This window comes from Paenibacillus algorifonticola, assembly GCF_000971975.1.
Classification (GTDB): Bacteria; Bacillota; Bacilli; order Paenibacillales; family Paenibacillaceae; genus Pristimantibacillus; species Pristimantibacillus algorifonticola.
Window position 1 is genome coordinate 307,470 of record NZ_KQ040778.1, and the last position, 17,429, is coordinate 324,898.

Consider the following 17,429-nt stretch of genomic DNA (forward strand, 5'->3'; position numbering starts at 1 on the left):
AACATAGAACATAGAACATTAGTTTATCCAATCATTGATTCCATGGATCAATAGACTATAAAAAATGATAGGAAAATAGAAAAAGCTCAGAAGCTCAGAAGCTCAAAAGCTCAAAAGCTCAAAAGCTCAGAAGTCAAAAGCTTACACTTTTGGGGTGCGTTACTTACGCATCGGAGGATCGATAGAGGAGAGGAAACGATTTATTTTATCAATGGAAGATGGATGAATTGATCTTATCGTCAATGCAAACCTTGAATTAATATAGAAAAATGCTAACGAATCGAATCGGTGATAACAAAAATTTAATAGATAATCCGTATCTAAAATACTATTGGGCCAGAGAGAGAATGACTAACCTCACAACATTTATGTAATATTTGATTGCGTGAAAAGACGGCTTCAATCTCTTATTGGCATTACTATAGTTTCATGACGTCTAAAAATCGCAATAGGGTCAGCCCTAACAAAGAGGGATGATTAGTATGGTAGTAGGTCGTTTTTTGATAATGGTCTGCCTAAGCATGATGATGTAAGTTTCTGTAAGAGAGAATAATGGTCTAGGTTGGGATGATTCAGGAAAAAGCAAATGTAATCCAAATAAGACTGCAAATGAATAGCGCCAATACCCTTAAAGCAAGCATTTAATTTAATGATGGAACGTTTATATTGTCGTCTAAGAAATCTCGAATCCGCCATACGGTACAATGGATGAATAATTATATCATTCATGTAAGTACCGGTAACGTAGTTACGAGCAAAGTCTTCTACACCAGAGCGTAATAAGCGCCTTTCATTCAAATTAGCAGATGAGATAACTTTGAACTTAAAGTGTGAAGCAGAGCAAAAGCTGGAAGAGCAAGCTATAACAATTGAGCATTCTTTAGGTGAGTCATGGTTAGGTGAATATTGCTTTTTAGCATATAACTCCACTGCAGCTTTAATAACACCAGATAACTTTTCATGTTCATCGGCTCTGCTTATAAATTGGCGAATTTTGTGGAGCATGCTCCAGGCTGTTTTATAAGTTATATGAAGAGCTAACGCTACTTGAACAGCGCTAATCTGAATTTGGTGCAGGGAGATTAAAAATAACACGAGCAGCCATTTTCGTAAGGGTGTTCGGCTTTTGTCCATGAGAGTGCCTGCAGTTAGTGTCGTCTGATGACGGCAGGAATAGCATTGATATAAATCAGAGAGGCGCGAAGCGATCCTATAGGCAGAATGGTGATTGCAACGAGGGCAGCGAAAACCTTCTGGCCATTTAATATTATAAAAAAAGGAATAGCATGCTTCGTCAGTGGAAAAGCAGATATCAAACTTTGCAATGGACTCAGAAATGGTAGTCATCGCTAACTCCCTCTCATGAACGAGAACTTATGTTCTCATTTTATCGAAATAATGGCTTGAAGTCAATTAGATAGGTCGGTTGATAGAAAAAGTTTTCTGAGCTAAGGGGATAATGCCTGTAAGCAAGGAAAACAGAAGAGATACTTTAGGCTTGAGTTCATTTTCTTGTATAACGTTAGTGCTTGCGAGGGCTCGACATAATTAGGTATGATAAGGACACACAATTCGAGGAGGCACTTACATATGGCGGGAGAGAAATGGACGAAGCCGGAAGCGGTTATTTTTGATATGGATGGAACGTTGTTTGAGACGGATACACTGCTAGTATCTGTTCACGAGCGATTGTTTCAAACTCTGCGTGAAGAAGGTCTTTATAATCAGCCAACACCGCCTATTGAGCGGCTGCTCAGCTGCCTTGGCATGTTGCTGGAAGATATATGGCGTAAAGTAATGCCTGACGGCTCAGACGCAGCTCATAGGCGCGCTGACGAGCTGATGCTTCGGTATGAGCTGGAACAGCTGGAAGCAGGAGAAGGTAGATTATATCCTCAAGCGGAAGAAATGCTGAAAAAGCTTAAGGAGCATGGCATCAAATTGTTCGTAGCCAGCAACGGACTGGAAGAATATGTGCGTGGTGTTGCTCGCTACAAGGGCATTTATGATTTGTTCGATGGCTTGTATAGTGCAGGGGAATACCAAACGGCGACGAAAGTGGATTTGGTTGCTCAATTGTTGAAAGACCATCAAATTGCAACCGCATGGATGGTTGGGGATCGCTCTTCTGATGTGGAAGCGGGAAAAGCAAATGGGCTTAAAGTCATTGGCTGCGCTTATGCAAGCTATGGACGGGATACCGAACTTGCGGGAGCAGATGTGCTGATCGCCAAGTTGCCGGAAATCGTTGAGCTGTTGGCTGAAGCGTAGTCTGAGCAAGGTAGGGCAGAGCAGTGAATAGAATGAAATGATAAGAACCTGGTAATGGCGTCTAGATCAGACGTCACAGCCAGGTTCTTTTTCATGCCAATCTTATGCGGAATCGATTGTTGATTTGCTTAAAGCATCCATATTGGTCAAGCTACTGTTATTGTTGTTATTGGTATTTTTGGCTTTTCCGTTTCTTTTCTGCCGATAAAGCCATAGGGCATATTCTAGAGGTTTAATAATCGCTTGGTGATAAGCTTCTTTCTCTCCGGCTTGGGCGAAAACCTCCCTTGCCGGTTTGGGATTGACTTCAAGCAGCCAAATTTGGCCCTTGCGGTCAATAGCCAGATCGAGAGCAAGTTCACAAAGACGTCCATACACCTGCTCAAGATGTTTGGCGACGTTAATGCTGAATTGTTCGGCGTCAACTTCGATTTCTTTAACAAGTGAAGCATCGCTTACCCACTGCTGCAGCAATTCAGTCATGGGAACGGCATGGCCGCCTCCGTGAAGGTTGGAGGTTACGCTCCCGGCAGGCCCTACTCTGCCCGCACAGCCTGTTACACTCCAAACACCTTCCCCGTTTTTTTGAACGAGCATACGGTAATCATGCACGCGTCCGCTTGGAAGCTTGAGGTGGATGCCCTGCTGGGCGATGTAACGCGTCCCTTTTAAATCCCATGCGGATAAATAGCCGCTTAAGGAGGCAGAGTTTATTTTTTGCGGGCTAATAATTCGTCTCGCCTGGTCGCGGCCTTGAATAAGAAGGTTTCCGCTTTTTTTTCGCTCAATGCGCAAAATGCCTCTGCCGCCCGTGCCGTTAATCGGTTTAAGGTAAATAAGCGGATGCTTGCGCAGCATCTCGGATACGACTTGGGCATTTTCAGCAATGTGTGCCGCCGGAAGATAGCTTTTAAAACGGGAATCCTTCATCAAAGTTCGGTGTATCGTCCATTTGTTTCGAAGTGGGCGGTTGAGGAAGTTGAGATGGCTGTAGCGGGAACGAAATTGCAGCAGCTGATCGAACCGATAAGTTCGTTGAATGCGGCAACGGTCAAAAATCATGTGCGGAAATGCAGTCCATTTTCGCGACCATTTTTTGGACGCTTCATTATAAATTAATGCATGAATGCGATTTTGTTTGTAGTTGACGTCTTGAGGGGTGAAAATAATAATGTCGAGACCTAGCTTGCGACCAGCAATTGTCATTTTACGGTAAATATCCCGTTCTTCAAGCATACCGTTCTCATTGAGGTATAACGTCAATATTCCGAGTACAGGCTGCGGCATTAGGAGTTCTCCTTTCAAAACGGAGCGTTGGCTTGCCAGTCGGTCCGGTGAACATAGATACTGCGCTCATTCCAAGGCGGAAGCACAGCGCCATGCTCGGAACGTTGTCGACTGCAACATGACAGGTTAATTGGCCCAATCTGCTAATCAGACTCCGAGCGACAGCCGTTCCGACGCCAAGCTCGCGGGCTTTTGGATGGACGACGAAAAAGCATTCCTGCTGGCCGCCATTTGCTGCGAAGCCCACGCCAAGTAAACGTGAGCCTTGCCTGGCGATTGAAACGGCCGCCTCGGAATATGCAGCTTCAACTGATGGGACGAGCAGGGCAGAGTTCAAGGAGCGGAAGGTCTGAATGGACGCAGCTGTCAATCTCTTATCGCTATACTTCACAGCGAAGTCAGCTAGTCGCTTGCGGTAGCTGTTCCATTGTTTTGGAGTGAGCAGCTGCACTTCCATCATTACACGCCTCCTGCCTTGCCTGCTTTTTTATTTGTTAAATATAAGCCGTATTGAAAAATACGCTCCAGCGATTTTTGGCGGATATGAGGCTCGTCGAATTTCATTGGTTTGGAGTTGGCCTCGAAAAACCAAACACTGCCCGAGCTGTCTATTCCAAGGTCCATCGACATTTCGCCAAGCGTTTGTCCAGAGGCGCGCTCGATCTGCCTCGCGATCAGCAAGGCGGTGCGTTTGGTTTTCAAAAGTATTCTACGCGCCTGCTCTGCATTAAAAGAACTAATGAGCAGCTTCTCCGGATCTTCAATCATTCCGCCCCTAGGCACATGTGTCGTAATGCTTGAGGAACCGGCGACTCTTGCACCGATTCCTGTCATTTCCCATTTACCAAGCCCGTTCTTCTGTACAAGAGCACGAAGATCGAAGCGGCGGTCATTGAAGGATGCAAGCTGGATACCCTGCTGTGCGATATAGGCCTCGCCTGAGCTTTGTTTTTGGATGCGGCTCCACAGCTTCGTTATCGTAGCGCAATTATAGGTTGCACTTTTGCGCTCCTCCTGGATTTTCAAACGATAGGGCAGCTGCTTCTCGGCTTTAAGGGTAATCGTCATAATGCCCTTGCCAGCTTTGCCGCTCTCTGGCTTCAAGTATAAAAATGAATGTTTTTGCATCATTTTGCCCAGCCCTGTGAGGGACATTAACTTGCGGGTCAAAGGGATGTAGGGCTTAGTCGTTTTGGATTGGCGAAGCCATTCGAATAAATGCCACTTGTTGAAAAAAAAGGGGTTGAATAACGTTACTCTGGGATCTTTAATACAGGCATTGATTTTGTTTTTGACGGCGGGCAGGAGCTCATCCTCCCGTTGAGGGATACGATTGTAAATGATGTCTGGAAACGGCAGCAGGCGCTGCTGCCATATTTCCTGCTGCTCGTCAAAAATAAAGCCTTTCAGGCTGGTCCGGCTTAAATATAAGTTTTTGGTAGTAAGCACGTAAACGATAAAACCCTGCTCCCGGCCTACACGAATTAAATCAGAAAAGTTGCTGCGGTTGCCGCGAAACAGCTGAATGTCATCCTCTATAGTCAAAATAGCGAGTACGGGCCTTCCGGCCCGGATCTCCGCTGTTGATTCCTGTTCTTTAATCAGCTGCTCCATCAGCTGTCACCCCCTTGGAACTTGCTGAGGTACAGGCAATGCTCAATGATATAATCCAGTGAGGCACGACCTTCCGATTTTAAGGAAGGATGCTTGAAAATAGAACGTCCAGGCTTGGCATTGGCTTCAAACATCCATATCTCGCTATTTTTATCGATACCGATGTCCAGCCCCAGCTCGCCAAGGCGGTGAGGATAGTTGCGTTCAATAGCTTCCGAAAGGTTGATAGCGACCTGCTTCGCTTTGTCCAGCACATCGGCGGCATCGCTGCCGAAGGTCCGGCTTAACGCCTGCTGCGGTGTCATGAGGGAGCCGCCGTTTTTGACGTGGGTAGTGACGCTGCCCCGTCCGGCTTTTTTTGCGCCAATTCCTGCGGGCACCCATTCGTTCTGGCCATTTTTATGCATATGAAAACGGAAATCAAGCGGACAGCCGTCAATTTCGGCGAGCCGTATTCCCTGTTGGACGACATAGTTATTTAGCGAGCTGCCATGGCGGGCATGCAGCATGCGGATCATGCTCTGGAAGTTCGAAAAGCGCAGCAGCACATTTTGATTACCTTTGCGATAACGGGCGAAATAGCCCCGCTTAGGGTGGTAGGTCAAGCGATAGATGCCGATGCCGAGGCTTCCGGCTGTAGGCTTGAAATATAAAAATTGATGCTCTTCAAGCATTTCCTTGATTTTATCCGGCGTAGGGCCCGACACCGATTCAGGCAAATGCTGAAGGGCCTCAGGATCTTTATCGAGCAGCTTGTAAACATCCGATTTATTGAAAAAGCTCCAGTTGAAAAACGGGATTTTCTTCCTTACAAACCGCTCGCGCAGCGAGTTGATCATGGCCGAGGTTTCTGCCTTGCGGCTGGGAAGCCGGTTGTAGATAACGTCAGGAAGCGGAACCGTTTTGCGATACCAGCTGCCTTGGGCGGTCAAAAAGTAGCCATTGACGGTTTCCTGCTGCCAGTTGATGTCGTTTGGCGTAAAGCCGAATAAATACGCTTTGCTCTCTCCCGACCGGATGACCTGCTTGATGAAACCGGTTCTTGCACCGAATGGCGCACTATCAGAAGAAGGGAAGCCGGTATCGCTTAGGATGCCGACCAAGGGTCCAAGCTGAATTTCATTATCTCCAGATTGAAGCAAATAAATATTGCCAGTCTTCGGTACTTTGATTGACTGGCGGACACCCGCCGATAAATACAGATGGTTGCCTTGGCGCTTGACTGGGCGGATGGCGGCCGTAACGACTTCTCTGCCTAGCTTGAGGTGCATCGTTTTTTTGCCTGACAGCTTCAGTTCTTTAAGAAGCGTACTGGACAGATAGACGACTCGATCGGTTTGTTGGGAAAAGTGTACGTTGCAAGTTGTCAAACTCATGGAAGAACCTCCTGAACGTTGTCATACCGAGAACGGTCTAATACGGGTAATGGAGTAATTAACGGCGTATGGAGACGGCGGGCCAGCATTTGGGCATAGCCTAGTGGCCGCTCAAGAGATCGTGCAGCACATCTCTCGAAGCCAAGTCGCCTAAACGCCGATCTTCCTGGTCTGGAGTTCGCTTCCAGAAGCCATAATCGTCTGCCCTGCTCAATGCCAAAATCAAGGCCAAGCTCAGCCAGTCTGCCGAAGCGCTGCTCAAGCTGCTCTGCTGCATACAGGCTTATTTCGTGAATTTGCTTCAATAAACGATCATTTACTGCTTCACTGTATTCAGCTATAAGCAGTTCCTTCGCTGATCTGACTCCGCCCCCTCCGTGAAGGTTGGAGGTAATCGAGCCGGTCTGTCCGCAGCGGGCTGCGAGGCCTGTTACACGCCAGCGTCCTTGCGTATTTTTTTGTACCAAAGCCCGGATATCGAAAGGTTCGCCCGTTTTTAGCTGGAGCTGCAAATACGGCTGAATAATGTAGCTGGAATTCCCGATAAACCTCGCTAGCCATTGCTCCAGCTCTTCCAAGCTGCCGAGCCGCCTCTGAAAAGGAAGATTGCCTTTGCTGCGCCCTGAGATGGTCAAATACCCGGCAGTATGCCACCTGAGCAGCAAGGCGCCTTTGCCCTGCATGCCTGAGGCGGGCTTGAGAAACAGCCCGGAGCCTGGAGCTGAAAGGCGGCTGCGCAGCATAGCGCCATGGCTATAACGCTGGGTAGCCGGCAAAAGCGGCTGGATGCGCTCATCACTCGCAAGCGCTTCGTAAACCTCCCATTTGGACGGGAGGGTGCCGTTCAAAATAATATGCGGCTTGCGCGCTGCAATAGCTTGCAGGGCGCTGCGACAAGCAAGCTGCTCTTCTGTGTTTTTGCAGAAGCGTCGATCGTAGATGATATCAGGCAGCTTGCAGATGTCCTTCTCCCAGCGCTGATGCAGAAAGCGATAGCCCTGAAGCTGACCGTTATCCGCGTTAAATTCGCATGGAGAAAAGACGTAAAAATCAATCTTTTTCCTTCTAGCGGTTTCCGCAAGCTGCTTGTAAAACGCGGGCTCCGGAAGCCTAGGCTCCTCCTGCGGGGCATGCATCTCAATGGAAGCAACATATAATCCGATCGTCATGCCTTCTGCTGTCATAGGCGCCTCCGCTAGAAGCCCGATAAAAATCGGGAATATTGAATAACCATGCGAACTGATGGACGAATTTTGTTATCATTCAGCGGCGTATTGTCATTTTTGGAAGGCTTGGAGTTGACCTCCAGCAGCCACACTCTGCCGCTTGCATCAATAGCCAGATCGATGCCGAGCTCCCCGAAATGGGCGGGAATATGCGTCTCAATCCCTTTGGCAATGAGAAGCGCTGCTTGCTGCAGCCTGCTCGAGGCATCCGCTCGGCCGCTCGTCAAGTTGGATTTGGAAATCGCTTCGCTAACGGTACTTAATGTGCCGCCTCTTGCGAGGTTGGAAACAAAATGCTGTCCGCCGGCTGTTCGGGCTACAATCGAAGTGATTTTCCATTTGCCGCTGACATTTTTCTGCACGAGTGCCCGGAAGTCAACGGGGCGTTTCTGGATTTCAATCAGCTGGAGGCCTTGTTGTACCTGATAGCGGACGGTTTTCATTTTCACAGAGATGGCGGAATATAGTTTGAGCTGGCTTGGATAAAGCTGCTTGCGCGAGCCCGTCGTAGTGGTGAATTGGGCCTGGTAGCCGCCATTCTCAGCCTTTGATACTCGAATGATCCCTTTGCCAAGGCTTCCTCTGGCAGGCTTCAGAAAAATGTTGGCGTGTTTGCTGCACATGGCTTTAAGAGTGGAAAAGCTGCGCAGTGAATAGGACTCCGGCAAATAGCGAAGGGCGGCTTCATCCTTCTTGAGCGCTTCGAATACTTCCGTTTTATCGAGAAACTTTTCATTAAAAACGGTTGTCTGAAACCTGGATTTTACTTCTTTGAAAAAATGTTGTACGCTGGGTTTGTTCTCTAGTTTTCGGGAAGTAAGTCGATTGTTAATGACATTTGGAATGGGAAGCGACGCCCTTTGCCAGCCACTCGCATAGATCCAGCCTTCTACGGTTTGCTGCTCGCCAGTAATTTGGCCGGGGGTGAAAAAAAACACATGCCCGCCTTGCGCGGCGCAGCCGTCAACCATCTCCTTGCAGAACATGGTGATCGAGCCGAACGGCTTATCGGGCGCCTCTGGGTAATCCCTGCTGATCAGAATACCGATAAGCGGGCCTAATGAAAGCGTCGCTGAACCGGATTTATAGTTAATTCTTAATGCAGCGCCATTCGCAATGCCCATTTTACGCGCTAGGCTCTGGCTAATTCGAATGCCGTCATAACGTGCGACGGGTAATACTTTGACATGTTGCTTAAGTGAGCCGAAGGTCATCGCTACAGGCTGGCCCTGAGGAATTTTCCACTGTTTCATATAGGCTTCGCCCAGCATGAGCGTATCCTCGGCGAGCATGCCTGAGCTGATAACCTGGACGGCTACTTTCGATTTGAGCATCGTAAATCTCCTTCCAAGCAGGAGGATTCCGGCAAGCGGGTAACAGCCGCTGGGTGTTTTGCACGAATTAATTCATCATATGAGGACATCTATCCCTTGGTGATTAGATACTAACAGCTGTTCACGCAAATAATGGAGGGGAAAAGCCATGAATGTTTACGACAAAACGTATGAGCTGGCAAAAGCATTAAAGGACAGCGAGGAGGCGCGTTTGCTCAAGGAAGCGAAACGGGCTGCAGACGCCGATCCCGATGCAAAACGGATGCTTGATGATTTTCGCGAGCGCCAAAACGAGCTGCAGCAGAAAATGATGGCGGGAGAGGAGCCTTCCGCTGTCGATATGGATACGCTGAACAAGCTGTATGAGGTCATTTCGCTGAATCCGCTCGTCAGCAGCTTGATGGAGGCTGAGCGCCGCTTCTCCATCGTTTTTGAGGACATAAACCGCATTATGTCCGATGTGCTAAAATCCATCGTTGATTAACGCCGGCGGTCATATCCCTCGTCCTTGCTTCATATAATGTGAGGAGTGCTACCAGAGGAGCTGAGGGATATGAGAAAAGGCAGGAGCCGTCATGTATTATATTTGCTAGCTGCGGTAGCGATGCTAGTCTACGGGGTGCCAAGACTGGATTTGGGCGCTCCATGGAGCGGGACAAGCCTGTTCGGCATCGTCTGGCTGATCTTCTCGCTAGTCATTGTGGCGGCGCAAATTGACGCGCTGATGCAAGGTGAAGCGAGGCGGAAGCAGATGCAGCGCATTAAACGTGCCAAAAGCCTGGCGCTGGAGCGCAAGCTGCAACAGGTCGTTTCCGGGAGGCGCGCGCGCGGCTAGCATAGCGAAACAAAAACAAATAAGGCTCAGCGATAGTCGCTGAGCCTTATTTGTTTTTCAATCATTAATCCAATTCTTTGAACTGGACGAGCTGCTTTACGAATTTGTAAACCGCTTCTTGTTCTTTGACGGTTAGTCCATGTAATTGATGGGCGATTTTGTCGGCGTAACTATTGTCTTCTGGGCTTGTCTGCTGCGAAGCGTCCAAATGAACAAGCTGTTCCAGCGGAGAGTCGAGCGCTGCGGCAATTTTGCCGAGTACATCAACGGTGGGACTTTTCTCTCCTCGCTCGACTTGCCCCATATACGAAGCGTTAATGTCCGCTCTGAGCGCCAGCTGCTCCTGGCTAAGCCCTCTCATTTTGCGCAGTGTGCGGATGTTATCTCCAATGTAGCGGGCAAATTTACTCAAATTGTTCACCTCAGCCTAAAGATAGAGCTTTAGATGCTAACCAACAACGTTCTATAGAACCTATTAAATATAATGACTAAAGTCATTGACGGAAATACCTGGCTTTATTATAATTATGTAAAATGGTCCTTATTCAACTTCTTTTTTACTTAAAAGGTTCTTTTTACAAGGAGATTGGGAGATGGTAGACGAATTTGAGTTCTTTAGAAAAGTGCAGTTGTATTACCGTCAGGTGCGATTCCACGTCCGTTTGAGCTATACGATTTTTCATAAAAAAGAAAAGCTGTTGCTTGCGCATGGCATTCTGCACTGCCGGGTAGAGCCCCATTCACAATTGGTTGAGTATAGAATCAGCCTGGAATCGGAAGTGGCGTCGCGTCCTTATAGTGAGAAGGCCTCGATATTATTTTCCACCATTTACGAGGAAATTCCGCAACAATCTATTAAGCTGACGGATGTGCCTGCCTATCAGCTGCGTTATTCTGTACCGATTGTTTATGATTGGCAAGCTTTTATTATTGAAGGAATGAGTACGGCTTTAAGCAAAAGTGTATTGCAGCCTGTTTTCGATAAATATAGATTTATGGACAAGCACGGCCAAGAAATAGACGCCAAACTTAAGGTCGCCGCCGTTATGGTGGATTGGTATAATGAAAACATTAAAAGTTAGCCAGCAGTGTTGAAAGCCAGAGGGAGGTACAGGTGTGTCTAAAGTCGGTTCCGGTTCAGAGACCAGCACCAAGCATGAGCTGATTCTTGCACATATTCAAGAGCTGAAGATCGGAACGAAAATCTCGGTCAGAGTGATTGCAAAAACGCTGGGAGTCAGTGAAGGAACAGCCTATAAAGCCATTAAAGAAGCGGAAGCAACCGGACTCGTCAGCACAAAGGAACGAATTGGGACGGTGCGAATCGACCGTAAAAGAAAAGAAGCGCTCGACCAGCTTACGTTTGGCGAAGTGGCGGAAATTGTAGAAGGGCAGCTGTTCGGTGGCGCATCTGGCCTTGAAAAAACGCTTCATAAGTTCGTCATCGGCGCCATGGAGCTTGATGCTATGCTGCGTTATATTGATGAAGACAGCCTGCTTATTGTCGGCAACCGGATCGGTGCGCACAAGCGGGCGCTGGAGCAAGGAGCAGGCGTGCTCATTACAGGCGGCTTCGAGACGAGCGAAGAGGTTAAAGCGCTTGCTGATGAGAAGGGGCTGCCTATTCTCTCTTCGCGATATGATACGTTTACCGTTGCGTCCATGATCAACCGCGCTATGTACGACCGTCTTATTAAGCGAAAAGTGATGCTGATTGAAGATTTGGTTACGTTCAGCAGGCCTGCCGATGTGCTGCATCCCGGAGATACGGCAGGCAGCTTCAAGGAGCTGCGGCGCAGAACGGGTTATTCGCGGTTTCCAGTGGTGGATGACCGTGGCAAAGTCATTGGCATGATGACAGCAAAGGATGCTTCCGGCGCCCTCGATGAGCAGACCGTCGATAAGCTAATGACCCGCCATCCGATTACGGCTGCGCCGAATATTACCGTTACATCAGCTGCTCATACGATGGCAGCGGAAGGTATTGATTTGCTGCCCATCGTCGATCGGCATCGCAAGCTGCTTGGTGTTATTAGCCGCCAGCAAGTAATTGATGCGCTTCGGTTTGCAGGTAAACAGCCGGAATCGGGAGAAACGTTCGATGATTTAATGTGGTCAAGATTTATGGCTAGCGAGGATGCAGCAGGCGAGTTTGTTTATAAAGGGGTCGTAACGCCGCAAATGTCGGGTTCGCTTGGCATGATATCGGAAGGCGTACTCGTTACGCTCATGACGCAGGCGGGCAGGAGAATGATTCGCGAGACGGGGAAACGCGATTATTTGCTTGAAAGCATGACGACTTATTTTGTTAAGCCCGTTGAAATGGACAGTGAAATAACGATTATACCGCGGGCCATGGAGATGAGCCGCAAATCAACGAAGCTGGAAATTGAAGTGAGGGATCGAAATGGGCTGGCAGCGAAAGCGATGATGTCAGCCCAAATGATTGATCCTTAAAAATAAAGCAGGGTGATCGCTCTGAAAAAGGCAAGCGGAGTGAACGAAGCTGAGCTTTAATAGCGCTGCGTTCTCCGCTGCCTTTTTTTAGCGGCGTGTCGTGCGTAGCAGGCTGTGATTGCGTAGGCCAGCAAAAAGATTGAATAGGCCGATGACCATGAATAGCGCCCCGATGACGATGCGCACAGTAGATTCATTGGACAGAAACAGCTGAACGCCGGCAATGAATATGAGCATGATGCCCATGCTTATATTCATTCTGGCCCCGTACAGCATGCGTTTGGCGCCATCAGTGGCCCGGCGGGATCTGTAGCTGAAAATAACCGTCAGCAGCAAGGTGAGGAAGATGACGGGGGCAAATAAAAATTGCATCAGTGAGTCCATTCGTTTTAAAGCAGCTCCTTTGCAAGCGGAATGATGGTGCTTTATTCCGCATTTCTGCTGCTATTGTAGCATGAATAGTGCCAAAAACAGAAGCAGCGCAGCGAATGCCTTTTACGCTGCGCTGCTTTTTTTAATAAATCACTAGAAGCGTGGTGAAAAAGGCGAAGCGGAATGAAAAGGTTGAGCTGGAGAAGCGTCAGCGTTCGCCTTTGTCTCTGTTTCCTACCGCAGAACGATTATTCAAAGGAATCCAGAGACAACAGCGATCGTAAGCCAACCTTTTCATGCAGTGCAGCCTCTTTTTCACTACGCTTCTAGCTCGGTCCGCGATCATGCAGGCGGACTTTAACCCACAGCTGCAGCACGTTATCGACCACAAGCATCGTTTTGACCTCGACCTCGTAATCCTTCTCCAGCACCTCGTTGTAAACTCTTTTGCTCAGCAGCTTCCTTGCAAACTGCGCATTGGAATCAATCTCGTAAATGCTTTGCCCGATAAAAACGGAAAGATCGGCTTTGATCCGCCGAATCAGCTCGGCCTCCGTCATTTTGTCCAGCTGCGGGCGACCTGCGTTTTGCCCTGCTTCCAGCTCAATTCGCGGCAAGATGCTCTTGATGACCGTATGCTGATGCTTGAACTCCTTAAGGTTGCTAATGTCCTGCTCGTACTGCTCCAATTGGATTTCGAGCTCGCTTTTGAGACTGATAAGCGCCTCAAATTGCGCCTGATAGAGGGAGTTGTAAACGACCGCGCCGACAACCATGCCGAGCAGAAGCATGCCGAACATTTGCAGCCCTTTAGTATATTTCTCAAACGGTGGCAGCCGCATCGCTTAGCTCGTCCCTTTGCAAATAAGCCTGACTAGCTCCGTACCCATATGAGCCCCGAGAAAAGCAGCGATAATATAACCAACCTGCTGTGCCGCCGGGGACAAATGGCCCTCCATAATGTTGCTTTCTATGACGCGCATCGGATCAATGGAGCCGCCTACTGCGGCTACTATAGCCCATATTTTTAAATTTGCCGCTGTATTGACCATCATGGAGGTGGGGGGCATCAGCAGAAATACCGATCCAATGCCGGCGAGCATCGAGCCACCTAATACGACGCCAAAGGCAATAAAGAAATCGAGTCCTGCCTTCATCAAAAAATAATTCACTTCGCTCACCAGCTCTCTTCACCAAGTGGAGCCCGTCCGGCTCCTATTATCATTGTATGGGCGGTGCCTTGGCGATTATGATAAAATAGACAAATAGTGATGGAACACCTGAGGGGGCGAGGCGCAATGACCGCTAAAGAGTCGCCATTCGTGCATTTGCACGTTCATAGTGAATATAGCTTGCTTGATGGCGCGGCGCGTATACGCGATTTGACAGCCCGCGCTGCCGAGCTGGGTATGAAGGCGCTGGCGCTTACGGATCACGGTGTCATGTACGGGGCTATTCCGTTCATCCGTGCTTGCCAGCAGCATGGTATTAAGCCGATTGTAGGCTGTGAAATGTATATGACCGCGGGCTCGCGGTTTGAGAAGGGCTCGCGTAAGGAAAACCCGATCTATCATTTAATTTTGCTTGCCAAAAATGAGACAGGCTATCGCAATCTCATGAAGCTGAGCTCGATTGCCCATTTGGAAGGCTTTCATTATCGTCCGCGCGTCGATCCGGAAATGCTGGCTAAGTATGCGGAAGGCATCGTCTGCCTGAGTGCTTGCCTTGGAGGCGAAGTTTCACAGCATTTGCTGCACGATCGCCCAGATGAAGCGCGCAAAGCAGCGGAGCGGTATCGGGACATTTTCGGCGATGATTTTTATTTGGAGCTTCAGGATCATCATTTGCTGGAGCAGAAAAAAGTGAATGCGGCGATGATTGAGCTGGCGCGGGAAACCGGCATTCAGCTGGCGGTTACGAACGATGTCCATTATATGACTGCTGCTGATGCGGAAATGCAGGATGTGCTCATTTGCATTGGAACGGGCAAATCCGTCGATGACGAGGACCGTCTGAAAATGCAGACCGACCAAATGTATTTGAAGAGCGGGGAAGAGATGGCAGCCCTATTCCGCCATGTGCCGGAGGCTATTGCGAATACGGCAGAAATCGCGGACAAATGCACGCTGGAGCTGGCATTCGGACGGGCGCCGCTTCCGGTGTACCATCCCGTGCCGGAGGGAGCAAGCTCAGCAGGGTATTTGCAGCAGCTATGCAGCGAAGGGCTGCTTGCGAGATACAGCTTGCTGCCGGAGTGGACGCAGGAGCCGGAATTCCGCCAGCAGGCTGAGGAACGGCTCGCCTATGAGCTGTCTGTCATTGAAAAAATGGGCTTTAGCGATTATTTTCTAATCGTCTGGGATTTTATCCGTTTTGCCCATGAGCAGGGCATTCGTACTGGCCCGGGACGGGGCTCGTCAGCAGGCAGTCTGGTCGCTTATACACTGCGGATCACCGATGTAGATCCGCTGAAATACAAGCTGCTCTTTGAGCGTTTTCTGAATCCGGAGCGCATATCGATGCCCGATATTGATATCGACTTTAATGATGAGCGCCGTGATGAAGTCATTGCTTATGTAGCCAAAAAATACGGCGAAGGGCATGTCGCCCAAATTATTACGTTTGGCACAATGGCGGCGAAAGCGGCGGTCCGCGACGTCGGACGCGCAATGAATGTGCCGTTCGCCGAGGTGGATCGCGCGGCGAAGCTCATTCCACGCCAGCTCGGCATTACGCTTGCCGAGGCGCTGCGGACGACTGAGGGGCTGCGCGAGGCGGCGGAGCGCCTGCCGAAGACGGCGGCGATGCTGGATATGGCGCTTAAGGTAGAGGGCATGCCGCGCCATGCTTCGACGCATGCCGCGGGAGTTGTCATTGCCAGCGAGCCGCTGACGGAGTATGTGCCGCTGCAAGCGGGCGGCGAAGGGGCTATTTTAACCCAATATTCGATGGAGCATCTGGAAGCGATTGGGCTGCTCAAGATGGACTTTCTGGGACTGCGTACGCTTTCGATTTTGGAGCGAACGCTGAATTGGGTGAAGGAGCAGTACGGCGAGACGATTGATTTCCGCACGATTCCCGATAATGACCCGGAAACGTATGCGATGCTCGGCCGCGGCGAGACGACGGGCATTTTCCAATTGGAGTCTTCCGGTGTGCGCCGCGTATTGCGGGATTTGAGGGCGTCGGAATTTGAAGATATCGTATCGGTCGTTGCTTTGTATCGTCCCGGCCCGATGGAATTTATTCCAAAATATATTCAAGGCAAGCATGGCGAGGTGCAGGTGGAATATCCTCATCCGTCCCTTGAGCCGATTCTTGCCGATACGTATGGCATTATCGTGTACCAGGAGCAAATTATGCAAATTGCCTCCAGCATGGCGGGCTTCTCGCTCGGTGAAGCGGATTTGCTGCGCCGGGCAGTTTCGAAGAAAAAGCGCGAGGTGCTGGATGAGCAGCGGGAGCATTTTGTGAAGGGCAGCGTGACGCAGGGCTACAGCGAGGACGAGGCGAATCTCGTTTATGATATGATCGTGCGTTTTGCAGACTATGGATTTCCGCGGGCGCATGCGGCTGCTTACGGCGTGCTGGCTTTTCAGACGGCATGGCTGAAGGCGCATTATCCGGTGCCGTTTATGGCCTCGATGCTGGCGTCGGTGAACGGCAACCAGCGGAAAACGGCGGAATACGTCGATGAATGCCGCCGAATGGGCATTCAGGTGCTGCCGCCCGATGTCAATGAGAGCGGCATAACGTTCACGCCGGTTGAAGGGGCCGTGCGCTTCGGGCTGGCAACGGTGAAAAATGTCGGAACGCAGGCGATTGAAACGCTGCGGAAAGAGCGGGCGGACAAGCCGTTTGAGAGCCTGCTCGACCTGTGCCGCCGCGTCGATTTGCGCGTCGTGAACAAGCGCGTGCTGGAGTCGCTGATTCAGGCTGGCGCCTTTGACTCGCTGCCGGGACACCGGGCGCAATTGCTCGGTGCTCTAGAGGAGACGGTCGAGGCGGCGGTGAAATGGCGCAAGGAGCGCGCTGAGCTGCAGATCGAGCTGTTCGGCTTCGACGAGGTGCAAAACTGGGATGTGGAGCTGCCGGACATTCGTCCGTTCGGCACAGCGGAGCAGTTGGAGCTGGAGCGCGAGCTGCTCGGCATGTATTTGTCGGGGCATCCGCTCGATGCAGTGGAGGAGCAGCTCGCGCCGCTTGGGCTCGACCGCCTGTTCGAGCTGGCAGATAGCGCGGAAGGTGCGCCGGCGGTAGCGGCGGTGCATATTGTGTCGCTGAAGCCGTTCACGAACAAAAAGGGCAATGCGATGGGGTTTTTGGAGCTGGAGGATCGCATCCTCCGCGTCGAAGCCGTTGTTTTCCCGGCAGTGTGGAAGCGCTGCGGGGATAAGCTGGAAAAGGGAGGCCTCGCCATTGTGCAGGCGACCGTTCAGCATCAGGATGAGGAGTTTAAGCTCATCCTGGAGGATGTTGTGCCGCTTGCAGGCGGAGCTGCTGCGGCAGGGGCGCCGCTCGCAGAGCAGGCGCAGCGCCTGCAGCGGCAAGCGCAGGCCCGCGCCGCAAGAGGCGCGTGGCCCGGTACCGGACAGGCGAAGCCGTCCGGGCAGGGCAAGGGCGGGGCGCGGGCGGCTTCGCCTGCCGCCCCGGCGGG

At 50.2% G+C, this 17,429-nt stretch carries 17 protein-coding genes; 6 read left to right on the plus strand and 11 right to left on the minus strand.

What is annotated here, in order from left to right; translation table 11 throughout:
- Window positions 1-477 precede the first annotated feature (477 nt).
- Window positions 478-1,347 (minus strand): transposase, encoded by an 870-nt coding sequence (locus WH37_RS34275; RefSeq protein WP_074904705.1) that lies wholly within the window; start codon window positions 1,345-1,347, stop codon window positions 478-480.
- A gap of 243 nt (window positions 1,348-1,590) precedes the next feature.
- On the opposite strand from WH37_RS34275, the gene WH37_RS01360 reads away from it, so the two are divergent.
- A complete protein-coding gene (locus tag WH37_RS01360; protein ID WP_046228751.1) occupies window positions 1,591-2,271 on the plus strand; it encodes an HAD family hydrolase in 681 nt (226 codons plus the stop codon).
- 102 nt (window positions 2,272-2,373) lie between these two features.
- On the opposite strand, the gene WH37_RS01365 is transcribed toward WH37_RS01360, so the two are convergent.
- From WH37_RS01365 to WH37_RS01390, 6 genes are read right to left on the minus strand one after another with little or no spacing between them, the layout of a single operon-like run.
- Complete coding sequence (locus WH37_RS01365) at window positions 2,374-3,558, minus strand: YheC/YheD family endospore coat-associated protein (protein ID WP_046228752.1); 1,185 nt, start codon at window positions 3,556-3,558, stop codon at window positions 2,374-2,376.
- Window positions 3,515-4,018 carry a GNAT family N-acetyltransferase gene (locus WH37_RS33230; protein ID WP_143088447.1) on the minus strand — a complete coding sequence of 168 codons (504 nt, stop codon included), beginning with the start codon at window positions 4,016-4,018 and terminating at the stop codon, window positions 3,515-3,517. Before WH37_RS33230 ends, WH37_RS01365 begins: the two co-directional genes overlap by 44 nt.
- Complete coding sequence (locus WH37_RS01375; protein WP_046228753.1) at window positions 4,018-5,172, minus strand: YheC/YheD family endospore coat-associated protein; 1,155 nt, start codon at window positions 5,170-5,172, stop codon at window positions 4,018-4,020. Before WH37_RS01375 ends, WH37_RS33230 begins: the two co-directional genes overlap by 1 nt.
- The gene (locus WH37_RS01380; protein ID WP_046228754.1) at window positions 5,172-6,548 is read right to left on the minus strand and encodes a YheC/YheD family endospore coat-associated protein; all 1,377 of its coding nucleotides are present in this window, start codon (window positions 6,546-6,548) and stop codon (window positions 5,172-5,174) included. Before WH37_RS01380 ends, WH37_RS01375 begins: the two co-directional genes overlap by 1 nt.
- Window positions 6,545-7,732 carry a YheC/YheD family endospore coat-associated protein gene (locus WH37_RS01385; RefSeq protein WP_052736738.1) on the minus strand — a complete coding sequence of 396 codons (1,188 nt, stop codon included), beginning with the start codon at window positions 7,730-7,732 and terminating at the stop codon, window positions 6,545-6,547. Before WH37_RS01385 ends, WH37_RS01380 begins: the two co-directional genes overlap by 4 nt.
- 11 nt (window positions 7,733-7,743) lie before the next feature.
- A complete protein-coding gene (locus tag WH37_RS01390) occupies window positions 7,744-9,108 on the minus strand; it encodes a YheC/YheD family endospore coat-associated protein (RefSeq protein ID WP_046228755.1) in 1,365 nt (454 codons plus the stop codon).
- A 148-nt stretch (window positions 9,109-9,256) separates the two neighbouring features.
- Between WH37_RS01390 and WH37_RS01395 the strand changes: the two genes are divergently transcribed.
- Complete coding sequence (locus WH37_RS01395) at window positions 9,257-9,592, plus strand: YlbF/YmcA family competence regulator (protein ID WP_046228756.1); 336 nt, start codon at window positions 9,257-9,259, stop codon at window positions 9,590-9,592.
- A gap of 69 nt (window positions 9,593-9,661) precedes the next feature.
- Window positions 9,662-9,943: a hypothetical protein gene (locus tag WH37_RS01400; RefSeq protein WP_046228757.1), complete on the plus strand. Its 282-nt coding sequence runs from the start codon at window positions 9,662-9,664 to the stop codon at window positions 9,941-9,943.
- A 64-nt stretch (window positions 9,944-10,007) separates the two neighbouring features.
- Here the strand turns inward: WH37_RS01400 and WH37_RS01405 are convergent, their stop codons facing one another.
- Window positions 10,008-10,355, minus strand: a complete 348-nt coding sequence (locus tag WH37_RS01405; protein ID WP_046228758.1) for a helix-turn-helix domain-containing protein — start codon at window positions 10,353-10,355, stop codon at window positions 10,008-10,010.
- Window positions 10,356-10,536: 181 nt separating this feature from the next.
- Here WH37_RS01405 and WH37_RS01410 point away from each other — a divergent pair, with 181 nt between their 5' ends.
- Window positions 10,537-11,025, plus strand: coding sequence for a hypothetical protein (locus WH37_RS01410; RefSeq protein ID WP_046228759.1), 489 nt, complete (start codon window positions 10,537-10,539; stop codon window positions 11,023-11,025).
- A 34-nt stretch (window positions 11,026-11,059) separates the two neighbouring features.
- Window positions 11,060-12,400: a DRTGG domain-containing protein gene (locus tag WH37_RS01415; RefSeq protein WP_046228760.1), complete on the plus strand. Its 1,341-nt coding sequence runs from the start codon at window positions 11,060-11,062 to the stop codon at window positions 12,398-12,400.
- A gap of 87 nt (window positions 12,401-12,487) precedes the next feature.
- Here the strand turns inward: WH37_RS01415 and WH37_RS01420 are convergent, their stop codons facing one another.
- The 3 genes from WH37_RS01420 to WH37_RS01430 all read right to left on the minus strand — a co-directional run bounded on the left by WH37_RS01420 (window position 12,488) and on the right by WH37_RS01430 (window position 13,944).
- The gene (locus tag WH37_RS01420) at window positions 12,488-12,784 is read right to left on the minus strand and encodes a YtpI family protein (RefSeq protein ID WP_046228761.1); all 297 of its coding nucleotides are present in this window, start codon (window positions 12,782-12,784) and stop codon (window positions 12,488-12,490) included.
- Between the two features lie 314 nt (window positions 12,785-13,098).
- A complete protein-coding gene (locus WH37_RS01425; protein WP_046228762.1) occupies window positions 13,099-13,614 on the minus strand; it encodes a sporulation membrane protein YtrI in 516 nt (171 codons plus the stop codon).
- 3 nt (window positions 13,615-13,617) lie between these two features.
- Entirely contained in the window at window positions 13,618-13,944 is a 327-nt protein-coding gene (locus WH37_RS01430) for a YtrH family sporulation protein (protein WP_046228806.1), read from the minus strand.
- Window positions 13,945-14,070: 126 nt separating this feature from the next.
- Here WH37_RS01430 and WH37_RS01435 point away from each other — a divergent pair.
- On the plus strand, window positions 14,071-17,429 hold a 3,359-nt coding region (locus WH37_RS01435), incomplete at its 3' end, for a DNA polymerase III subunit alpha (protein WP_046228763.1).